At 47.9% G+C, this 20,170-nt stretch carries 15 protein-coding genes and 1 tRNA gene; 7 read left to right on the top strand and 9 right to left on the bottom strand.

The genetic code is table 11. The features are described 5' to 3' along the window. Window positions 1–11: 11 nt before the first annotated feature. The 3 genes from XMD579_RS05990 to XMD579_RS05980 are packed head-to-tail and all read right to left on the bottom strand — an operon-like array spanning window position 12 to window position 3,210. Window positions 12–1,745, bottom strand: a complete 1,734-nt coding sequence (locus tag XMD579_RS05990) for a DEAD/DEAH box helicase (RefSeq protein WP_173506066.1) — start codon at window positions 1,743–1,745, stop codon at window positions 12–14. Continuing rightward, window positions 1,742–2,704, bottom strand: a complete 963-nt coding sequence (locus XMD579_RS05985) for an MBL fold metallo-hydrolase (RefSeq protein WP_173481005.1) — start codon at window positions 2,702–2,704, stop codon at window positions 1,742–1,744. The genes XMD579_RS05990 and XMD579_RS05985 overlap by 4 nt, the downstream gene beginning before the upstream one ends. Window positions 2,705–2,751: 47 nt before the next feature. Then, complete coding sequence (locus tag XMD579_RS05980) at window positions 2,752–3,210, bottom strand: Lrp/AsnC family transcriptional regulator (protein WP_173481004.1); 459 nt, start codon at window positions 3,208–3,210, stop codon at window positions 2,752–2,754. A 166-nt stretch (window positions 3,211–3,376) separates the two neighbouring features. On the opposite strand from XMD579_RS05980, the gene leuA reads away from it, so the two are divergent. Together leuA and gcvP are read left to right on the top strand one after the other, a co-directional pair. Next, window positions 3,377–5,044 carry a 2-isopropylmalate synthase gene (gene leuA / locus XMD579_RS05975; RefSeq protein WP_173481003.1) on the top strand — a complete coding sequence of 556 codons (1,668 nt, stop codon included), beginning with the start codon at window positions 3,377–3,379 and terminating at the stop codon, window positions 5,042–5,044. Between the two features lie 170 nt (window positions 5,045–5,214). Continuing rightward, window positions 5,215–8,079, top strand: coding sequence for an aminomethyl-transferring glycine dehydrogenase (gene gcvP, locus XMD579_RS05970; RefSeq protein ID WP_173506065.1), 2,865 nt, complete (start codon window positions 5,215–5,217; stop codon window positions 8,077–8,079). Between the two features lie 139 nt (window positions 8,080–8,218). Here the strand turns inward: gcvP and XMD579_RS05965 are convergent, their stop codons facing one another. From XMD579_RS05965 to XMD579_RS05955, 3 genes are read right to left on the bottom strand one after another with little or no spacing between them, the layout of a single operon-like run. Continuing rightward, window positions 8,219–8,881, bottom strand: coding sequence for an aminodeoxychorismate/anthranilate synthase component II (locus tag XMD579_RS05965; RefSeq protein ID WP_173506141.1), 663 nt, complete (start codon window positions 8,879–8,881; stop codon window positions 8,219–8,221). A 14-nt stretch (window positions 8,882–8,895) separates the two neighbouring features. After that, the gene (locus tag XMD579_RS05960) at window positions 8,896–10,290 is read right to left on the bottom strand and encodes an anthranilate synthase component I family protein (protein ID WP_173483775.1); all 1,395 of its coding nucleotides are present in this window, start codon (window positions 10,288–10,290) and stop codon (window positions 8,896–8,898) included. Then, complete coding sequence (locus tag XMD579_RS05955) at window positions 10,287–10,538, bottom strand: Trp family transcriptional regulator (RefSeq protein WP_173481000.1); 252 nt, start codon at window positions 10,536–10,538, stop codon at window positions 10,287–10,289. The genes XMD579_RS05960 and XMD579_RS05955 overlap by 4 nt, the downstream gene beginning before the upstream one ends. Before the next feature lie 115 nt (window positions 10,539–10,653). Here XMD579_RS05955 and XMD579_RS05950 point away from each other — a divergent pair, with 115 nt between their 5' ends. Continuing rightward, on the top strand, window positions 10,654–11,367 hold the full coding sequence (locus XMD579_RS05950) for a YebC/PmpR family DNA-binding transcriptional regulator (protein WP_173498011.1): 714 nt from the start codon (window positions 10,654–10,656) through the stop codon (window positions 11,365–11,367). A gap of 366 nt (window positions 11,368–11,733) precedes the next feature. Here XMD579_RS05950 and XMD579_RS05945 read toward each other — a convergent pair. Then, window positions 11,734–11,821 (bottom strand) — tRNA-Ser (locus XMD579_RS05945). A 303-nt stretch (window positions 11,822–12,124) separates the two neighbouring features. Between XMD579_RS05945 and XMD579_RS05940 the strand changes: the two genes are divergently transcribed. The 3 genes from XMD579_RS05940 (at window position 12,125) to XMD579_RS05930 (ending at window position 16,000) form a co-directional block, all read left to right on the top strand. Beyond that, a complete protein-coding gene (locus tag XMD579_RS05940) occupies window positions 12,125–13,102 on the top strand; it encodes a calcium/sodium antiporter (RefSeq protein ID WP_173506064.1) in 978 nt (325 codons plus the stop codon). A 231-nt stretch (window positions 13,103–13,333) separates the two neighbouring features. After that, a complete protein-coding gene (locus tag XMD579_RS05935; RefSeq protein WP_173506063.1) occupies window positions 13,334–15,160 on the top strand; it encodes an ATP-binding protein in 1,827 nt (608 codons plus the stop codon). 12 nt (window positions 15,161–15,172) lie between these two features. Next, a complete protein-coding gene (locus XMD579_RS05930) occupies window positions 15,173–16,000 on the top strand; it encodes a phosphate/phosphite/phosphonate ABC transporter substrate-binding protein (protein ID WP_173506062.1) in 828 nt (275 codons plus the stop codon). A gap of 225 nt (window positions 16,001–16,225) precedes the next feature. Here XMD579_RS05930 and XMD579_RS05925 read toward each other — a convergent pair whose 3' ends face one another. Together XMD579_RS05925 and XMD579_RS05920 are read right to left on the bottom strand one after the other, a co-directional pair. Then, window positions 16,226–17,818 (bottom strand): ATP-binding protein, encoded by a 1,593-nt coding sequence (locus XMD579_RS05925; protein WP_173506061.1) that lies wholly within the window; start codon window positions 17,816–17,818, stop codon window positions 16,226–16,228. Window positions 17,819–17,882: 64 nt separating this feature from the next. After that, window positions 17,883–18,770, bottom strand: coding sequence for a DMT family transporter (locus tag XMD579_RS05920; RefSeq protein WP_173506060.1), 888 nt, complete (start codon window positions 18,768–18,770; stop codon window positions 17,883–17,885). A gap of 159 nt (window positions 18,771–18,929) precedes the next feature. On the opposite strand from XMD579_RS05920, the gene XMD579_RS05915 reads away from it, so the two are divergent. Further along, a complete protein-coding gene (locus tag XMD579_RS05915; protein ID WP_173506059.1) occupies window positions 18,930–20,060 on the top strand; it encodes an aminotransferase class V-fold PLP-dependent enzyme in 1,131 nt (376 codons plus the stop codon). Window positions 20,061–20,170 lie beyond the last annotated feature (110 nt).

The raw sequence follows: 20,170 nt of genomic DNA, 5'->3' as shown, positions 1-20,170 counted from the left end.
GGTAGGGTTTTTTACAGCTGGTTCGCTTTACGATAGCGCCCCTGGTAGTCAAAGATGCGCTCGGTCACTTGCCAATACTTACCCGATTTTCTGGAGACGACAAAGTCCGGTACGGGTAAAGCGCTGCTCAGCTCAAGTACTGATTCCACGCTATTGAAAAGAGTGGGTGATTGACCACTATTCACCCGTGATCCAAAGAGTTGATTAAACAGCACCCTTTGTTTGGGGTTGGTGAGGTTGAACTTCTCCGATAGGGTGTTTGCATCTTCATCATAGTAGGTCACTCGTATCGCCATATCCTCTTGATTGACTCTAAGTCCCGCACAGCGAATCACTTTGCAGCTGTTCAGTGATAGAGCTTTTTTGATCAGATCATCAGGGTCGATCAGAGCCTCATGACACCCTTGGCAGTTTCGTGCCGCGATATCATTTTCAGCGCCGCAATGAGGGCAGCTTTTGAACTTAAAGCGAAATTGACACTGCTCCCCGTCATCAGAGAGACCTTGGCAGCGGCGTCCATAGTGCTCAATGACGGCTCCATCTTGATCGGTTCTTCCCCAAAAGAGGTTGGCAAAGTCGCAGAGAGGGCAGAAAACCTGTACCGGCTCGGTATCAGGTGCTGGCTTGGGTACGCCGACTTCAGGGTCGAATAGATCGATTCCGTTGTTGGCGTAGTCGATGACTAAACACTCTTTTTTACCTTCACTCAGTCGTAAGCCGCGACCGACCATCTGTTGGAACAGACTGACTGATTGAGTGGGGCGAAGAATCGCAATTAGATCGACATGTGGTGCATCAAAACCGGTGGTCAGTACCGCAACGTTAACGAGGTATTTAAACTGCCGCTGTTTAAAGCGGTTGATGATCTCTGTACGTTGCTTAGCATCGGTATCGGCTATCACCAGCTCCGCTTCCCCTTTAGGGAGGTAGTCCAATATCTCTTTTGCGTGCTTAACACTGGCCGCAAACAACATGACGCCTTGCCGATCGTTAGCAAGTTCCACGACCTGCTCACAAATGGCTTCAGTGACTCTGGGGTATTTAGCCAGCAGTTCATTGACCTCCCGCTCTGCAAACAGTCCGTTAGGTGAGGGTGTCAGTGCTGAGAAGTCGTAGTGTGCGGTCGCTGCATTGATCAGCTTAGGCTCCGTTAAGAACCCCTGTTTGATCAGGTTGCGCATCGGCAGATCATAGATGCAGTGTTGGAAAATGGTGCTCTCTGATTGGCGGAAAAAACCACGGTAATCCCGATGGTATATCCAGCCATGGCCTAAACGATAGGGGGTGGCAGTGAGTCCTAATACCTTTAGCGATGGATTACTCTTCTTAATCTGGCTGATCAGTTGTTGATAGAGCGATTCGTCGTTATCAGAGACACGGTGGCACTCATCAATAATGATCAATGAGTACTGATGATCAAACTGATCGAGATTTCTGGCGATTGATTGGATCGAGGCAAACACCACTTGATGTTCAGTGTCACGCTGCTTTAGTCCCGCCGAGTAGATACCCGGTGTCAGCCCTAATGCCGCATATTTGGAAGCATTCTGTTCGACCAGTTCTTGAACGTGAGTGACCACCAATATTTTACGCTTTGCTAGGCGGGCTAGCTCGGCAATGATTAGGCTTTTACCGGCTCCGGTAGGGAGCACCAGTACGGCGCTCTCGGAGGTTTGGCGGAAGTGCGTCAGCGTCGCATCAACCGCCTGTTGTTGATAGGGGCGAAGAGTAAAGCGCTGTGTCACTCCCACTCCATCGCTTCAAAGATGCGCCCCGCGTTTTTGCCCGCTAGCTCATCGGCTGTCTCTAGATGAAGGTAGGGTGTTTGGTCAATTTTGTAGGCGTCATCGAGTGTGCCGCCCTCATCAATCAACTCTCCGATCTTACCCCGAACGTACTCAAGGTAACCGCGAGTATATCGATCGACCTCGGCAAAGTTAGTGGGTTCCCCGTGACCCGGAACAATGATCATATCCTGTGCTATCGGTGTAAACTCATTCACCCAAGTCTCTATCCATTCAGCCGTATTGGTCTCTGGAAAGACGGGCAGCATGCGTTGGTGAAACGCGATATCGCCGGCAATCATGACGTTGCGCTCAGGAATCACAACACTGATGTCCCCTTTTGAGTGGGCTGGGCCAAGGTGCATAAGTTCGGCCGTGATGCCCCCAAGATCTAGCGTCATGCTCTCTTCAAAGGTTTGATCGATCTCGGTCAATTCGGTGCCATTGATGCGCTCTTTAAGTGTCTCTTTGAGCATCTCTAGACCGCGAAATCCCTGTTCTTGAATCTCCTCTTCGGCATCGACGTGGGCAATAATGGTTGCCCCTTGCTCTTTCCAGTAGTTATTTCCTAGAGCGGCATGGGATTGGCCATTTTCATCAACGACGTATTTAACCGGTTTGTCGGTCAGTTGTTTGATCTCATCATGTAGGGCTTTGGCTAATAGGTAAGTACTTGAACCATTCACCACCAGGACTGACTCATCGCCAATCACGAAGCTAAGGTTATTGTTGTGGCCGGCATTCTCATAGGTGTAAAACTTCAACTGCCCGATGGCCGAGTAGACATCATCGGCGACTTTGACGGGTTTATCGTAGAGTAGGGACTCTTTGTACTTATCATCGGGCGTCACAGCAAAGGCTGAGGTCGACACTAGGCTTGTGAGAATTGACACACTTAAAGAGAGGGCTTTTAACGGCATAGCACACACCTTGTTCTGTTTTTATAGACCAGAAATATAACACGCTTTTATCGAACGGGTAGTGCCGATTCACTCTTAACATTGCGCATGACAAAACTCGAATGCACGCCGGTCACGCCCTCTATGCGGGTGATCTTTTCGAGCAATAAGCGTTGAAAATCTTCCATGTCATGCACCACCACTTTGAGTTGGTAGTCAGCATCCTGACCGGTAATCAGCAAGCACTCTAATACCTCTGGTAGATCATTAATGACCTTATCAAAGTTGGCGAAACGCTCTGGGGTGTGGCGATCCATCGAAATCATAATGATTGCGGTAAGCGTTAACCCCAATTTTTTGGCATCCAAGTTGGCGCGATAGCCGCTAATGATGCCGCTCTCTTCAAGGGCTCTGACACGGCGTAAGCAGGGGGAGGGTGAGAGACCGACCTTATCCGCTAACTCTTGGTTTGAGATGCGTCCATCTAGCTGAAGCTGCTGAAGAATAGCCTTATCGTAACGATCCATTTCTACAATCCGCAAAAAATTAGAATAAAATTGCTTAATTAATTAATTTATAGCAATTAATGATAATAAATTCATCTATTTCTTAGTTAATTCGCAATCATTCACCTCCGTAACCCCAGTAAACTGTGCAGCAATGAATTAACTCGAAGCCACTGTTGAGGATTGTATGTCTAACTTCGATTACCGCCGCTATCAGCCAGCTCCACAGATTCAAATTGAGAATCGTACTTGGCCTAACAACACAATCACCCACGCGCCGATTTGGGCGTCGGTGGATCTGCGTGACGGTAATCAGGCGCTACTTGAACCGATGACCGTAGAACAGAAGCAGCGTCTATGGCGTCTGTTGGTGAAGATTGGTCTAAAAGAGATTGAGGTGGGCTTCCCGTCAGCGAGTCAGCCGGACTACGATTTTGTTCGCTGGTTGATCGACAACGGTGAGATTCCTGATGACGTGACGATTCAGGTACTGGTTCAGGCCCGTAAAGAGCTGATCGACCGTACCTATGAAGCGCTTCGTGGTGTTAAAAGTGCGGTGGTTCACGTCTACAATTCAACCAGTACGATTCAGCGTGAGCGCGTATTCAATCAGGATCGCGAGGGTATCAAAGCGATTGCGACACAGGGTGCGCGGTGGGTCATGGAGGGTGCCAAAGATTACCCAGAAGTTGATTGGACCTTCCAGTATTCACCAGAGAGTTTTACCGGAACTGAGATCGACTATGCGATCGAGGTCTGTGATGCGGTAATGGATGTTTGGCAGCCAACGGCTGAGAACCGCTGCATTATCAATCTACCGTCAACGGTAGAGGAGTCGACGCCCAACATTTTTGCCGATCAGATTGAGTACTTCTGTACCCATATGAAGAATCGTGCTGGCGCGATTATCTCAGTTCACACTCATAATGACCGAGGATGTGCTGTGGCGGCTGCTGAGCTGGCAGTTTTGGCCGGTGCTGATCGTGTGGAAGGGACGTTGCTAGGCAATGGCGAGCGTACCGGTAACATGGATTTGGTCACAATGGCGATGAACTTATACAGCCAAGGCGTTGATCCTAAAATGGATCTGTCTAATCCGGATGAGATTATTACCACCTTTACTGAGTGTACGCGCTTGCCGGTTAGTCCCCGTCATCCTTGGATTGGAGAGTTGGTCTACACGGCCTTTTCGGGTAGCCATCAGGACGCTATACAGAAATGTTTGCACCGACAGGGTGAGGATGAGCACTGGCAGGTGGCTTACTTGCCAATCGACCCAAAGGATATTGGCCGTGATTACCAAGCGGTTATTCGCGTTAACAGTCAATCAGGCAAGGGCGGTATGTCCTTTGTACTTGAACGTGATTATGGCATTACTCTGCCGCGCTGGATGCAGACTGAATTGGCTCCGCTGGTTCAAAAAGCTTCAGAAGAGAGTGCTTCGGAAATGGGCAGTGATGCGATTTTTGAGATCCTTAAAGCGAACTTTATTAAATCGGCTGAGCCAGTAGCGTTGCAAGGCTTCTCCATTGATCGTCAGCAAAACGAGCAGTTCAAAGCGACAGTATCGATCAACGGCCAAGATCGTGAACTGATCGGTCAGGGGGAAGGGGTAATCTCCTCTTTCCTTGATGGTTGGGCCTCGTTGACTGGGCAGGCAGTCAACGTCATCGACTACTCTGAACATGCGGTCGGTAGTGGCACCGATGCATTGGCAGCAGCTTACTTCTTAATCAATGTTGATGGTCAGCGTGTCGTCGGTATGGCCTTTGATACAGACAGTTTAGGGGCTTCTCTAAAGGCACTGATCTCGGCCATCAACCGATCAGAGGTCGCTGTACAACTAGCGGCTTAGTGACGCTAACAACTGATTTAATCCGTTAATTGATAAGGCCGGTTCGCATTGTGAAATGTGTACTGGCCTTTTTATTTTCAATCAATCTATCAAAAAGTGTCATGAAATAGGCTGAAGGAGTAGAATATTGGCCTTAATTGAAACTTTCTAATTGTTAGTTGGAACCCTTCATGCCTCACTCTCACAGTACGCTTCAAGAACTTCGCGATTCTGATCAATTCATTCAGCGCCACCTCGGCTCAAATGATGCTGAGCAATTACAGATGTGCAGCACCCTGGATGTCTCTGATCGAGCTGATTTGATTCAGAAAACCGTCCCTGAATCGATCCTACTGAGTGATGCGCTCTCGATTGGTAATCCGGTGACAGAGGTTGAAGCCCTGTCGGAACTTAAGCAGATCGCGGCTAAGAACCAACTGAACAAAAACTTTATCGGTATGGGCTACTACGGCACCTTGGTACCGGGTGTTATTCAGCGTAACGTGCTGGAGAATCCCGCTTGGTACACCGCCTACACCCCTTACCAGCCTGAGATCTCACAAGGCCGTCTTGAGTCACTGCTCAACTTCCAGCAGATGGTCATGGATCTGACTGGCATGGACTTGGCAAACGCGTCGTTGCTTGATGAAGCGACCGCTGCAGCTGAGGCAATGACTCTGCTTAAGCGATCTAATCGTAAGAAATCAGACACCTTCTTTGTCGATTCTCAGGTACACCCACAGACCTTGGATGTTATTCAAACACGTGCCGAGTACTTTGGTATTGAGGTCGTTGTTGATGATGCCACAAACCTCTCTTCACACGACTGTTTCGGCTGTCTGGTTCAATACCCAGGCAGTGAGGGGGAGATTATCGATCTTGCCAGCGTCGTTGAAGATGCTAAGGCACAAGGTGCACTGGTTGCAGTGGCAACCGATCTTTTAGCATTAATGTTGCTTAAATCACCGGGCTCTCTCGGTGCAGATGTTGCACTCGGTTCAGCACAACGTTTTGGTGTACCGATGGGCTTTGGTGGTCCACATGCTGCATTTTTCGCGACCAGCGAGAAGCTTAAACGTTCGGTTCCTGGTCGTATTATTGGGGTTTCGATCGATTCCCGCGGTAACCAAGCCTACCGTATGGCGATGCAGACGCGTGAGCAGCACATTCGCCGTGAAAAGGCGACCTCTAACATCTGTACGGCGCAGGCACTGCTTGCCAATATGGCTGCGTTTTATGCGATCTACCATGGCCCAGTGGGTCTGAAAAAGATTGCCACTCGCGTTCACCGCCTCGCTCAGCTTGCAGCGAAACAGCTTAACAGTGCTGGCTTAACGACCAATACCCACTTCTTTGACACCTTGAGCTTTGATGCTGACGCGTCGGTCCATCAGCGCGCTTTAGATGCCAATATCAATCTTCGTAAGATCACTGAGACGCGTTTCGGTGTCAGCTTTGATGAGACGCACAGCGTTGAAGATGTCGCGCACCTTGTAAGTATCATTAACGGTAAGGTTGTTTCAGTTGAGGACCTAGGTGATGTCGATGCGGCTCTATCGATCCCAACGGATATGATTCGTGAAGATGAAGTGTTGTCTCACCCTGTCTTTAATCGCTACCACGCTGAGCACGACATTCTGCGCTACATGAAGCGACTAGAGAATAAAGATTACTCTCTGGTTCACGGCATGATTCCGCTAGGTTCATGTACGATGAAGTTGAATGCGACTTCGGAGATGGCGCCGGTCACTTGGCCAGAAATTGGTAATGTTCATCCGTTCGTTCCTGCAGAGCAGGCACAGGGCTACGCTGAAATGCTAGAGCAGTTGGATCGTTGGTTGATTGATATCACCGGCTACGATGCGATCTCTATGCAGCCAAACTCAGGGGCTTCGGGTGAGTACGCTGGTCTGTTAGCGATTCGTAAGTACCAAGAGTCTATCGGTGAAGGTCACCGTAATGTCTGTTTGATTCCATCGTCGGCGCACGGTACCAACCCTGCTTCAGCCGCAATGATGGATATGAAAGTGGTTGTGGTTGCCTGCGATGAAGTGGGTAACGTGGATGTGGCTGACTTGAAAGCCAAAGCGGAACAGCACAGCGACAACCTGTCGACACTGATGATTACCTACCCATCGACGCACGGTGTCTTTGAAGAGGCTGTGGGTGAAATCTGTGAACTGATTCACCAGCATGGTGGTCAGGTCTACATGGACGGTGCTAACTTGAATGCGCAGGTAGGCCTGTGTAAGCCAGGTACGATTGGTGCTGACGTATCACACCTTAACCTGCACAAAACCTTTGCTATCCCTCACGGTGGTGGTGGTCCAGGTATGGGGCCTATTGGTGTGAAAGCACACTTAGCGCCATTCCTTGCTAGCCACAGTGTATCGCCCGTGCCAGGTAATGGCAGCAATGGAGCCGTAGCAGCAGCACCTTACGGTTCGGCGTCTATTCTGCCGATTACCTGGATGTACATCCGTATGCTCGGTGATCGCGGTTTGCGCGAATCGACCGAACTGGCGATTCTAAATGCTAACTACATTGCTAAACGTCTTGAGAATCACTATTCGATTCTCTACCGCGGCACGAATGGTTTTGTCGCACACGAATGTATTATCGATATCCGCCCTCTGAAAGAGGTCTCTGACATTACTGAAGAGGACATTGCTAAGCGTTTGATGGACTATGGCTTCCACGCGCCGACCATGTCCTTCCCTGTGCCGGGCACGCTAATGGTGGAACCAACTGAATCAGAATCTATTCAGGAACTTGATCGTTTCATTGAAGCGATGATTAAGATTCGTGAAGAGATTGCGGCGGTTGAGCGAGGTGAAGTCGCTGCGGAAGATTCTGTTCTTAGACATGCACCGCACACCCTGGAAGATCTGGTGGATGCAGAGTGGACCCGCAGCTACTCAAAAGAGCAGGCTGTGTTCCCAGTCAGTGCGGTTCGCCAAGCGAAGTTCTGGCCAACGGTTAACCGTATCGACAACGTCTACGGCGATCGAAACTTCGTCTGCACCTGTCCACCGGTGAGTGACTACGCAGAGTAGGTTATTTTGTATTAACAAAAAGGGGTCAGACCAAAGGTCAGACCCCTTTTTTTTTGGAGCGTTGGAGCGGTTTGAATGTTGGAGCGGTCTTGAAAGGCCGCGATTTGATCGCCTCATCTACGATAAGGCTCCAACAAGATCACTCCACAAACAAAAAGTTGCGAATCAGCTCTTTACCACCTTCGGTTGCAAAGGATTCTGGGTGGAACTGGATGCCGTGTATTGGATACTCTTTGTGCTTCACACCCATAATCTCAAAGGCACCGCCTTGGCGGATTCGATCGATGTTGGTCAGGTCGTTCTGCTGAAGCTCACCGACTGCTGCAGTGACCTCTAAACAGTCTGGAATCGATTCCGACTCTGCAATCAAAGAGTGGTAGCGCATCACTTCAAGTTGATCGGGGATATTTTTGAATACACCCTCGGCGTTGTGGGTGATCGGACTGATCTTGCCGTGCATCGGCAGTGGGGCTTTCACCACCTTTCCACCAAAACAGTGGACTATGCCTTGCATACCTAAACAGACGCCCATTAATGGCGTCTCTTTGCCTAGGCTGGTTATCACATCAGCACAGACGCCAAAATATTTAGGGTCATCCGGTGAGCCAGGGCCGGGCGAGATAATGATTCTATCTGGGTTTGCCTGACGTACTGCCTCAACATCGACCTCATCGTTGCGTTTTACAATGATCTCAAAATCATCCAAGTGGCCGGCAAGTTGCTCAGCTTCAAGAATCTCACCAATGAACTGGTAGAGGTTATAGGTGAAGGAGTCATAGTTATCGATGATGTAAACCTTCATGGTTGTTGAATCGGTCACGCCTGTTCCTCCACCATAAATTGATCCAGTACTTTTTTAGTACCGGCAAACTTGCGACGAATCTCTTCGTACTCATCTTCCGGATTAGAGTCGTAGACATTACCACCACAGGTCTGCACATACGCCTGTTCACCGTTGGCAAATACCGTGCGAATCGGAATGGCAAAGGTACAATCACCATTGAAGGAGAAGTGCCCGACTGCACCTCCATAAGGGCCGCGGCCATCTGCTTCCAACTCATCAATGATCGTCATCGCCTCAATTTTAGGCGCGCCTGTCAGTGTGCCGGCAGGGAAGTTGCTGGCCAAAGCAGAGAACATGTCATGCTCATCAGAGATAATGCCGACAATCTCACTTGAGATGTGTTGGACATGACTGAATCGTTTGATGTCCATAAGGTTACGCACTTTAACCGTACCAAAGCGTGCCACTCGACCGATGTCGTTTCGATGTAGATCGACGATCATATTGTGCTCGGCAATCTCTTTAGGATCGTTGAGTAGGGCGCGAGCTAACTGCTGATCTTCAACGGCATCGGCGCCACGTTTTGTTGTGCCGGCCAGTGGGAAGGTCTCCATCTCACCCTGACGTAAGCGGAAGAGTAGTTCGGGGCTTGCGCCAATTAGCTTCTGCTCACCAAACTTTACGTAGTACATCTGCGGCGATGGGTTCACTTCGCGCAATTGTTCGTAAATGTTGATGGTGTCACCCTCGAGGCGGAAACGCTTTTTAAAGCCCACTTCCGTCTGGAAAATCTTACCCTCAATGATGTCCTGTTTAACCTTCATAACAGCATCAGCATGATCTTGTTGGGTCATGGTATCGCCGAGGTTGTAGATCTTCAGCGGGCCATTGGCAGGGCAGTCGGAAGCGAGAATCTCATCGACCAACTCAATGCGGCTATCAGTGTAGTAGAAGTAGAAAACTTCACCGGTCATTTTGTCGAGAATTAGACCGTCTTTAAAAACACCAAAACGGAAGATATCGAACATCTCACTGTGTTGTAGGTTCAGTGAGGGTTCAAAGTAGTTCATACAGTCGTAACCGATATAGCCGGTCAAACCACCCGCATATTTTCGCGAGATGATGTTTTGAGGAACGATCTCACGTAGAAGGTAGTATGGGTTTTCACTGGCGTAAGACTCGCGGTTGCCCTGGCGATCCTCGATATGAAGATAACCTTCGTCGGCCCACAAAATCTGCTCAGGATCAAAACCGATGATGGAGTGGCGTGAGATGTAACTCTCTTCACCCAAAGATTCGAGCATCACGCAGTTATCAAAGCGCTTTTCGATCTTCTTAAACAGTTGGAAAAAATCGATGTCGGCCGCCATTTTGACGTATTGAGGTTTTCGGGGAAGCTCAATTTTGGCCGGTTTACGGTTAATCATTCGTTACCTTCTTTGGCTTTCAATGCGCGCGAACCGCGCGTCACAGTCGCTATACCTACACCTAGCTGTTTCGCAATTTCGCGTTGGGGAACACCATCCTCTAAAAGTCGGAAGATCTGTAATCGTTTACTGATCTCTGTGACTTCACTGGGTGTTAACAGTTCCTGCAGCGCAACGGAAAGTGTCTCTTCGCTTTGACAAGAGAAGAGGTGAGTAATGAGTTGATCAAAATGGCTAGATGTATTCATGTACTAGTACGATAGCACAATGCTTTTCCAGTGAACAGCGCTTTTTAGGATTGTCTGAAGGGCGCTAGGGGATTAAACTGACGCCTCTTTTTTGAACTACTGGAGTGACTTCCCGATGGGTCGTGCGTATCAAAACCGAAAAGCCTCGATTGCTAAAACTTCTGACCAGAATGCTAAGGTCTACAGTCGTTACAGCCGTGAAATTTACATGAGTGCCAAATCCGGTGGTTCGGATCCCAATGCTAACCTGTCTCTGCGTAGCTTGCTTGATCGTGCTAAAAAAGATCAGGTACCTGCGCACGTTATCGATAAAGCGATCGATAAAGCGCAAGGTGGTGGCGGTGAAGACTTCGCACCTGCTCGATATGAAGGTTACGGCCCAGGCGGCTCAATGGCGATCATTGAGTGTCTAACTGACAACCCGAACCGTACCTTTGGTGATGTTCGTCAAGCCTTTACTAAGACTAAGTGTAAAATCGGTAACCAAGGTGCCGTAGCGCACATGTTTGAACACGCTGCGGTATTTGTATTCAAACACGATGATGAAGACGCTGTGCTTGAAGCGCTGATGGAAGCCGACGTTGATGTAACCGATCTTGAGAACGAAGAGGGGTTGCTAACCGCCTTTGTTGCTCCTACCGACTACTTTAAAGCTAAAACAGCTCTAACTGAGATGGGCATTACGGATCTTGAAGTAGAAGAGATCCAGTGGGTACCTAACAGCTACACAGAGATCAGCGAAGAAGATCGGGTGTTGTTTGATAAGTTCTTAGGCATGCTAGAAGATCTTGATGATGTTCAGCACGTTTACCACAACGTTCAACTGTAAAGAATGACGTTGAATGAAGGCTCCCTAGGGAGCCTTTTTTGTTGGAATAAACCTTTTTGTTGGAGCGATCTTGAAAAGGTCGCGATAGTACTTGCGCTTTTGTTGGAGCGGTCTGGTAAAGGCCGCGATGATGCCAATCGCCTCATCTGCGATAAGGCTCCAACAAAAAGCCCCGCTTGTGCGAGGCTTTTTGATTTGGATGGCGGTTGAGGAGGGATTAACTCGCGACATCCCTGTCGCTCGGGCTCTGCCCAGCTTCGCTGTTCAAAAACGCTATCCTGCGTTTTTGTCGAACCCTCTGGTCGGGTTCTTATCCAAACAACCCAAAGCAAAAAGCCCCGCTTGTGCGAGGCTTTTTGTTTTGGATGGCGGTTGAGGAGGGATTCGAACCCTCGATACGTTGCCGTATACACACTTTCCAGGCGTGCTCCTTCGACCACTCGGACACTCAACCTAAACTTTAATTTGGCACAACACTTTCCAGGCGTGCTCGTTATTCGCGTCTCCTGACGCACACCCCGTTGGGGCCGGACTTCGTCCGTTCAAAAACGCTATCCTTGCGTTTTTAGTCGACCACTCGGACAACTGACCTAAACTTTTTATTGGCACATCACTCTTCAGGCGTGCTCTTCAACGCGAGCGCGGATTCTAGCAAAGATGGTTTAAATCACAAGGGTTTATCGCGGCTTGTGCTGTTACTGTGGGTGGTTTCGTTTAGAATACACACAGATTTAATATTTTCATTAGGAACTGATTGATGTTGATGCCTATCTTGGCTGTGGTTGCGGGTCTTGTGTTATTGGTTTGGAGTGCCGATCGCTTTGTCGATGGGGCGGCTGCTACCGCTAAACATTTGGGTATGCCAACCTTATTGATCGGTATGGTCATTATTGGGTTTGGTACCTCTGCACCTGAGATGGTGGTTTCTGCTTTAGCCGCTTCCCAAGGTAACCCCGGCTTAGCCATTGGTAATGGCTTTGGCTCAAACATCACTAATATTGCGTTAATTTTGGGGATTACCGCGCTGTTAAGTCCTATCAGCGTTAAATCCAAGATTCTTAAGACGGAGCTTCCTCTGCTAGCCCTTGCAACCCTACTTGTGGGTGCGTTGATCTACGATTTAGAGATTACTCGTTTTGATGCTTTTCTGATGTTGTTTGTCTTTGCGCTGATTATGGGCTGGTCGATTTACTCCAGCATGAGAGCCAAAAACGATGCACTCTCTGCGGACTTTGAATCTGAGTTTGAAGATGACGACTACCTGCCGTTAAGTCGAGCGCTTTTCTGGTTGGTGTTAGGCCTAGTGATTCTGATTGGTAGCTCACGCCTGTTGGTCTGGGGCGCTGTCGATATTGCGATGGCTTTGGGTGTCAGTGATCTGATCATTGGATTGACCATTGTAGCGATAGGCACTTCGCTGCCTGAACTGGCTTCGTCAATCATTTCGGTAAAGAAGAACGAGCATGATTTAGCCTTGGGTAACGTCATTGGATCTAACTTATTCAATACTCTTGCCGTTGTTGGTATAGCCGGTGCTATTCAGCCTTTGGGCATTGAAGCTGCAGCTCTCTACCGTGATTGGACCATTATGGGCGTGTTAACTCTATCCCTGTTTGTTTTGGGTTACGGTGTGTTAGGGCGTCGTCGCATTAATCGTATTGAGGGTGGGTTGTTGGTGGCCGTCTATATAGGTTATGCGGGTTACCTTTTCTATACGCTGTCTGCTTCGTTTTAACGCTTAATTCGCTTCGCCCTTAAATTATCGCGGCCTTTGCTAGACCGCTCCAACAGTATTTATCGCGGTCTTTTCAAGTCGACTCTAACACTAAGTGCATTTGACACTGTTGGAGCGGTCTTAAAAAGGCCGCGATAGCTTTTCAGACAAACTCCAACGTCTAAATAGTTGGCACGATACTTGCTCTAAATTTACTAACGAAAATTTGTAGAGAGCAGTATTTTTAAGTTTGTGTCCAAGTTAAGTATTGGTGCTAAAACCATCATTGGTGTGGCATTAATCGAGATCTGCGCCTTCTCTTTCTTGATTCTGACAGAGTCAGCCATTGTTCATGATACGAATAAAGCGCTTTATGAAGAGTCTGCACGAGACATATCAGAGCTCTTTGCCTCGTCCATCACCAACGCGGTCATCAGCTTTGATATTGCCGAGATAGAATCGGCCATTTCTCAATTCATGCAGCGTGAAACGGTATTGGGCGTTTCAGTTATAGCAGCTAATGATCGAGTCATGGCGAGCCAGACACAGAGTGAGCTTAGTGGGCTTGAATCCATATACGATGTTCAGATGCCTATTATTATTGATCAACAATCCTTTGGCTGGGTGGAGTTTACCTATGACATCTCAATCGTTGACGATAACTCCAATTTTGCCAAACTGTTAGGTTTTCAAATCGCGATTGGCGGGCTTCTGTTAGTAGCTTTCTTTTCATACCTGCTTGGTCGATACCTGACTTGTCGTATCCGAGAGCTCTCTAAAAGTGTCCAATCGATTGCTAAGGGTGACCTAAACACAGAGGTTAAGGTTATTGGCCATGATGAGATCTCGCAGTTTGCTAGTCTGCTTGAAGCGATGCGCAAGAAGTTAGTTGAAGCACAATCAGTCATGGCGAAAAGTCAGGAAAACTTAGCTCAGCAAGTCGAAAGTAAAACCAAAGAACTTCAGCAGGCACTTAGATTATCGGAAGAATCTAAACAGCGTGAAGCCGATGTGTTCGCCATTTTAGGTCATGAGATCCGCACGCCCATATCGATCATCATGATGGAGTTAGAAAATAGAGAATCCATTAATCTCAATCTCATCCGCTCGAATGTTGATCATACTCTATCGCTTATTGATGATATGAGCTTGGTCGCACGAGCGGGTTCTGGTCGTGATATGAACGTCGATTCAGTCGATTTGGCTGAGCTATTCAGTGGTCTTATTACCAGCTATCGACAGCAAGCCTATGCACATGGAATTCGTTTAGTCGATGAGATAGCGATTACCGGGACGCAGGTTAAAACATCAGAGAAGGCGCTGCGTCAAATCGTCTCAAATCTAATGCGAAACGCCATCATTCACAGCCAGTGTAAAACCTTATCTATCTCGGCCGATCTGCAACGCATTAACCCAAACTTTGCACGTCTTGAAGTCTCTATTACCGATGATGGTAAGGGCATTAAGCCAGAGCTTCAGGCTCGGGTGTTTGAGAGCTTTACTAGAGGTGATAGCCAGACTGAGGGGAGCGGTATTGGACTCAGTGTCTGTAAGGAGTTGGTGACTAATATGGGCGGGGATTTGGTGTTAGAGAGCGACGGGAAAACGGGTAGCCGTTTTACCTTTACACTCTCATTGGCGATTGAAGAGGCTAAGAGTTCTTTGCCAACATCTGAGTTACCTCAGATGGAACTCTCAGTGTTAGAAGGATTATCCGTTTTGGTCGTTGAGGATAACCTAACAATACAACTGTTAACCAAAAAGATGCTGGAATCAAAAGGCGCATCAGTTGTGACCGCCTCTAACGGGGATGAGGGTCTGCAAAAAGCTAAATTACAGACGTTTGATCTTATGCTGTCTGACCTAATGATGCCGGTCATGGATGGAGATGAGATGATTAAAACCCTGAGGTCTATGGATGTTGATGCACCCATTATCGGTGTAACAGCGGCAACCATTGGGGGGGAGCGAGATCAGCTATTAAAAGCGGGTGCAGATCTTGTGTTGGCAAAACCGTTAAAAATCCACAGCATTGAGGCGTTTTTGCACTCTCAATCTGTCAAAATCGTTAATAGTTAAGAGGAGTGAGTGATGAATAAGTTATTAAAGCGTTTAGTGTCAGTTGGCGTTTTGGTGACGGCAATTAATGGTCAAGCTTGGGCAGAGACGTTCACCTTTGGTGTTGTCCCTCAGCAATCAGCAACCAAGTTAGCTAAAGTGTGGGGGCCTGTTCTTAAGCATTTAGAAGATAAAACGGGCGTGCAGTTTCAGTTTGCGACCGCTACCGACATTCCTACCTTTGAGCAGCGTTTAATGGATGATGTGTATGACTTTGCTTACATGAACCCCTACCACTTCACCTTCTTTAATGAACACAAGGGTTACACGGCGCTTGCGCATCGAGCGGATAAGAAAATTCAGGGTCTTCTTGTAACGCGTAACGACAGCTCCATTTCTGAGTTAAGCCAGTTAGAGGGTAAGGAGGTCGCTTTCCCTTCGCCAGCAGCCTTTGCGGCTTCGTTGGTTCCACGTGGTGAGTTGGCAAAAATGGGGATTAATATCACTCCCCGTTATGTCAGTTCGCATGACTCGGTTTATTTGGGTGTGTCCCGTGAGTTTTTCTTGGCCGGAGGCGGCATAGGACGCACGTTTAATAACTCTAAAGATGATATTAAGAGCCAATTAAAAGTTCTTTGGAAAACCGAAGAGTACACCCCCCATGCCTTTGCTAACCACCCAAGAGTGGATGCCGATATAGCCAAGAAAGTTTCAGCGGCATTGGCTGATATGGGTAATTCTGAAGAGGGTAAAGCTGCGTTATCAGGTTTAGGTATTCAATCGCTTAGAGCCGCTAATGACAGTGACTGGGATGATGTACGTGCGCTGAAGCTAACGCTGTTGGATAGTTTGTTGGATTGAGCGATCGCGGCCTTTTCAAGACCGCTCCAACATAAAAAGATCTCGAACCGTTGGAGCGGTCTTAAGAAGGCCGCGAACTTAAGAAAAGATTTCGAACCGTTGGAGCGGTCTTGAAAAGGCCGCGAACTTAAGAAAAGATTTCGAACCGTTGGAGCGGTCTTAAAAAGGCCGCGAACTTAAGAAAAGATTTCGAACTGTTGGAGCGGTCTTAAAAAGGCCGCGAACTTAATCCAAGCGAAACCTGAGCTGGAAAAGCGCGCTCGGTTTCGCTCTAACCAGCTCAATATCACCATCCATACTTTTCATCAGGGTTTGCACTTTAAATAGCCCTAAACCCGTTCCAGCCCCAATCTCACGTGTGGTAAAGAAGGGATCAAAGATGTTGTTGATGTCTTGAGCCTCTATACCCATGCCATTATCTTCGATCGTCAGTTTAAGTTCTGATCCCTCTCTTTCACATTGAATGTTGACCAGAGCCTTTTGTTCAGGCGGAACAGCCTGTAGCGCATTGGTAACGACGCCAGATATTGCATCCATTGCTAAGCGTGACTTCGCTCGAACAAATAGAGAGTCGGGCAGTTGAATCAGTATCTGACAATTACCTGCAGAGCGATCAGGTAACTGCTGTACAGCTTGTTCAGCGCCTTGTGCAACTAGACTTCGTAGGTTGACCAACTCTAACTCTGACTCCTCTCTGTTTAACTCCAGATTGCGAAGTTGCGAGATAATCAGTGTTACCCGCAAAATAGCCGCCTCGGACTCATCTATCAGTGACGGATAGTCTGATGAGAGGTAATCAAAATCAGCTCTTTCTAGGATTGGATTGAACTGTTCAGGATTCATCGAATCTTTTTTTATCTGCTCTATCGCGCTGACACACTGCTCTATGTAATCGCGCAGGGTGTCGATGTTAGAGCGGACAATCGATAGCGGGTTATTCACCTCATGGGCAATGCCTGACGCTAGAATTCCCAGTGAGGCCTGTTTTTCAGCAGCAATCAATTTGGCTTGTGCGGCTTTGATTTCATGATTGGCTAATTCAAGCAGATGGTTTTTTTCTGATAGCGCTAGAGTTCGCTGTTCAACTTTGTTTTCTAGCTCTTCATTTAAATTACGCAGCTGCTGCTCTAAGGTCTTTTCCTGTTCGCGAGTCGCTTTGAGGGTGGAGCTCATTCGGTTAAAAGCGGTTGCCACGACATCGATTTCGTCGTTTCCTTTAACCTCTATTTGAGTCTTAAGTTCGCCTCGGCTAATGGTCTCTGCAGCATCACGAAGCAGGGAGAGTTTATTAATCAGATAGCGTCCCAATACAAAAGAGAAGATTGCTACTAATACCATCTCTAACGCGGCGATGGCGTAACTCCAACGTTTAGCCTCTTCAATCGTGTTGAGTATAGGATGGATACTAAACCCGACCTCTACCATACCGTACTGATCGCCTTCGACCTCAATGACCGCTTTTGCATCAAAGATGCCGTCATCAACCTCTGACGCTTCTAGGTCGATGTCACCAGGAGAGATAGTATCGGATTGAGTTAAGATGCGACCCCGTTGATCGAGAACACGCGCGTACAGAATGTCATCACTTTTCATGACCTCATCAACAAATGCATTCAGAGAGGCTAGATCATAAGCTAAAACAGCGTCTTTAACGGTAATGGCAAAGAGTTTTGCGGTCGCGTTTGCGCGCTTATCCATCTCGTTGAAGTTCGTATCACGAATAAAACCGAGCATCATAACGATCAGCGTGATCAGAAGGACTGCCTCGATAGCAGCTACCCCTAGGATCGTCTTAGTTTTAATGGAGTTTCGAATCAACGCACTGTCTCAATAAACATCTGTTTCTCATTCGTTAACTATAGTCTATAGATCCTGAGTTGTTTTACTTCTTTTGTAGTAAAGAAAATATACGCCCATCTATGACAAGCAGTCCGAAACCAATGAACAAACCTCCCGTCACTTGAATCAGTGTAATGGTCTCATTAAGAACACTGATACCTAGCAGAGTGCCGCTAATAGGAACCAGAAGGGTGACCAGCATGGCGTTAGCGGCACCTGCTTTACTGATTAACTCAAAAAAGAGTATGTAAGCAAAGGATGTTGAGGCCACCGCCAGCGCTAATATTGAAGCGATCACGCTGAAAGAGGGTAGCGTGTCGGGTAATTTGGTTGAGGTCAGTATCAGTACTGGAATCATGATAAGGCTTGAGGCGCTAAGCTGGCATGTCGCAGACTGAATCGAGTTGCGTCCGGCGAGGTGGCGTTTCGCCCATAATCCTGAAAAACCATAACTTACGGTCGCTAAAAAGCTTAGCAGAACTCCCAGAGGATCGGTGTGTAGAGCCAATTGGGTTAGGCCGCTAAGCAGCGCGACTCCCAATACGCCCAAAAGACTGCCAATGATTTTATTGGGTTTGAGTAACTCCTCTTTAAATAGCGCCAACACAATAAAGGTGCAGATCGGTGTCATGGCATTGATGATGGAGGCCAATGAGACACTGATCAGTGTTTGTGCATAAAAGATGAAGGTAAAGGGGATGACGTTATTGAGCAGCCCCATAACAAAAAATTTCTTCCAGGTATCAACATCTTTAGGAAGCGGAACTTTGAAAAGAGGCAGCAGGCTTAACATCACCAATGCTGCAATCATCACCCTTAAAAAAACCAGTAGAAGGGGATCTATCTCTTGAACGGCAATGCCGATAAATAGAAACGAGCCACCCCAAAGCAGCGACAGCGTAAAAAGATTGAGCAGTTGTGAAGTAGGCATCTAATTGGTTGATCTCTAATTATTTGCAAGCTTTGCCATCATAAGGGAACCGATGGTTGTTCACCTAGTATTTCATCATGTGACTTTGCCTGATTATGCCTTGATTCAAAAACGGTTCTTTCGCATTATGTGCTCAATAATTATTGATAAGGACAGACTATGTCAGGACTACTGCCAAACGTTGATCCAGATGGATTGCTAGAATTCTCGGTTGTTTACACAGACCGTTCCCTAAACCACATGTCGAATGCCTTTCAGCATGTCATGCGTGATCTTTCGGGTCAGTTAAAATCCGTCTACAACGCCGATGCAGTTGCGATCATTCCTGGTAGCGGTACCTTTGGTATGGAAGCGGTGGCTCGACAGTTTGCTAACGGCAAAAAAGCGATGGTGATTCGCAACGGTTGGTTTAGTTACCGTTGGACTCAAATTTTTGAGATGGCTGGCTTGCCTCGTGAAGAGTTGGTTTTAAAAGCCCGTTTTGATTCAGACGATGCGCAAGCGCAACTCTCGCCGTACCCAATTGAAGAGGCGGTGGATGCCATTCGTAACGAGCGTCCAGAAGTGGTCTTTGCACCACACGTCGAAACCTCGGCCGGTATGATTCTGCCTGATGAGTACATTAAAGCGGTTGCGGATGCGGCTCATGAAGTGGGTGCGCTGTTTGTTCTGGACTGTATTGCGTCAGGTGCTATCTGGGTTGATATGAAGGCTCTGGGTGTTGATGTGCTCTGCAGTGCGCCACAGAAAGGGTGGAGTGGTTCACCTTGTGCGGGCCTTGTGATGATGAGTCAACGAGCTCGTGATGCGATCGAGAATACCACTAGTAACTCCTTTGCTTGCGACCTGAAAAAGTGGCTTCAGATCATGGAAGCTTACGAAAACGGTGGCCACGCCTACCATGCCACCATGCCTACCGATGGTTTGCGTCAGTTACGTGATGTTATGGCTGAGGCTGAGAAGTTCGGCTTTGCTGAACTGAAAGCGGCTCAAGCACGCTTAGGTAAAGAGGCTCGTGAACTACTGGCATCACGCGGCATTAAGAGCTTAGCAGCTGATGGCTTTGGAGCGCCTGGTGTCATCGTTAACCACACGACCGACAGCGATATTCAAAATGGCTCTCGCTTTGCACAAGCAGGTTTCCAAATCGCAGCGGGCGTACCGCTCATGTGTGATGAGCCGGAAGGCTTCTGTACCTTCCGTATCGGTCTGTTCGGTATCGATAAGCTAATGAACGTTGATCGTACGTTGGATTACCTGAAAGAGGCGCTAGATAAGGCGGGTCTTTAATCGTTGGAGCGGTCTTACCAAGGCCGCGATGCTCTTCTTCGTGGTGTCTGGCTTCAGCCTGACACCTAATCGCCTCATCTTCGATAAGGCTCCAATAGGTCGCTTCGCAC

The sequence above is a fragment of the Marinobacterium sp. xm-d-579 genome, assembly GCF_013282935.1.
GTDB lineage: Bacteria > Pseudomonadota > Gammaproteobacteria > Pseudomonadales > Balneatricaceae > Marinobacterium_E.
This window is presented reverse-complemented; position numbering and strand designations above follow the sequence as displayed.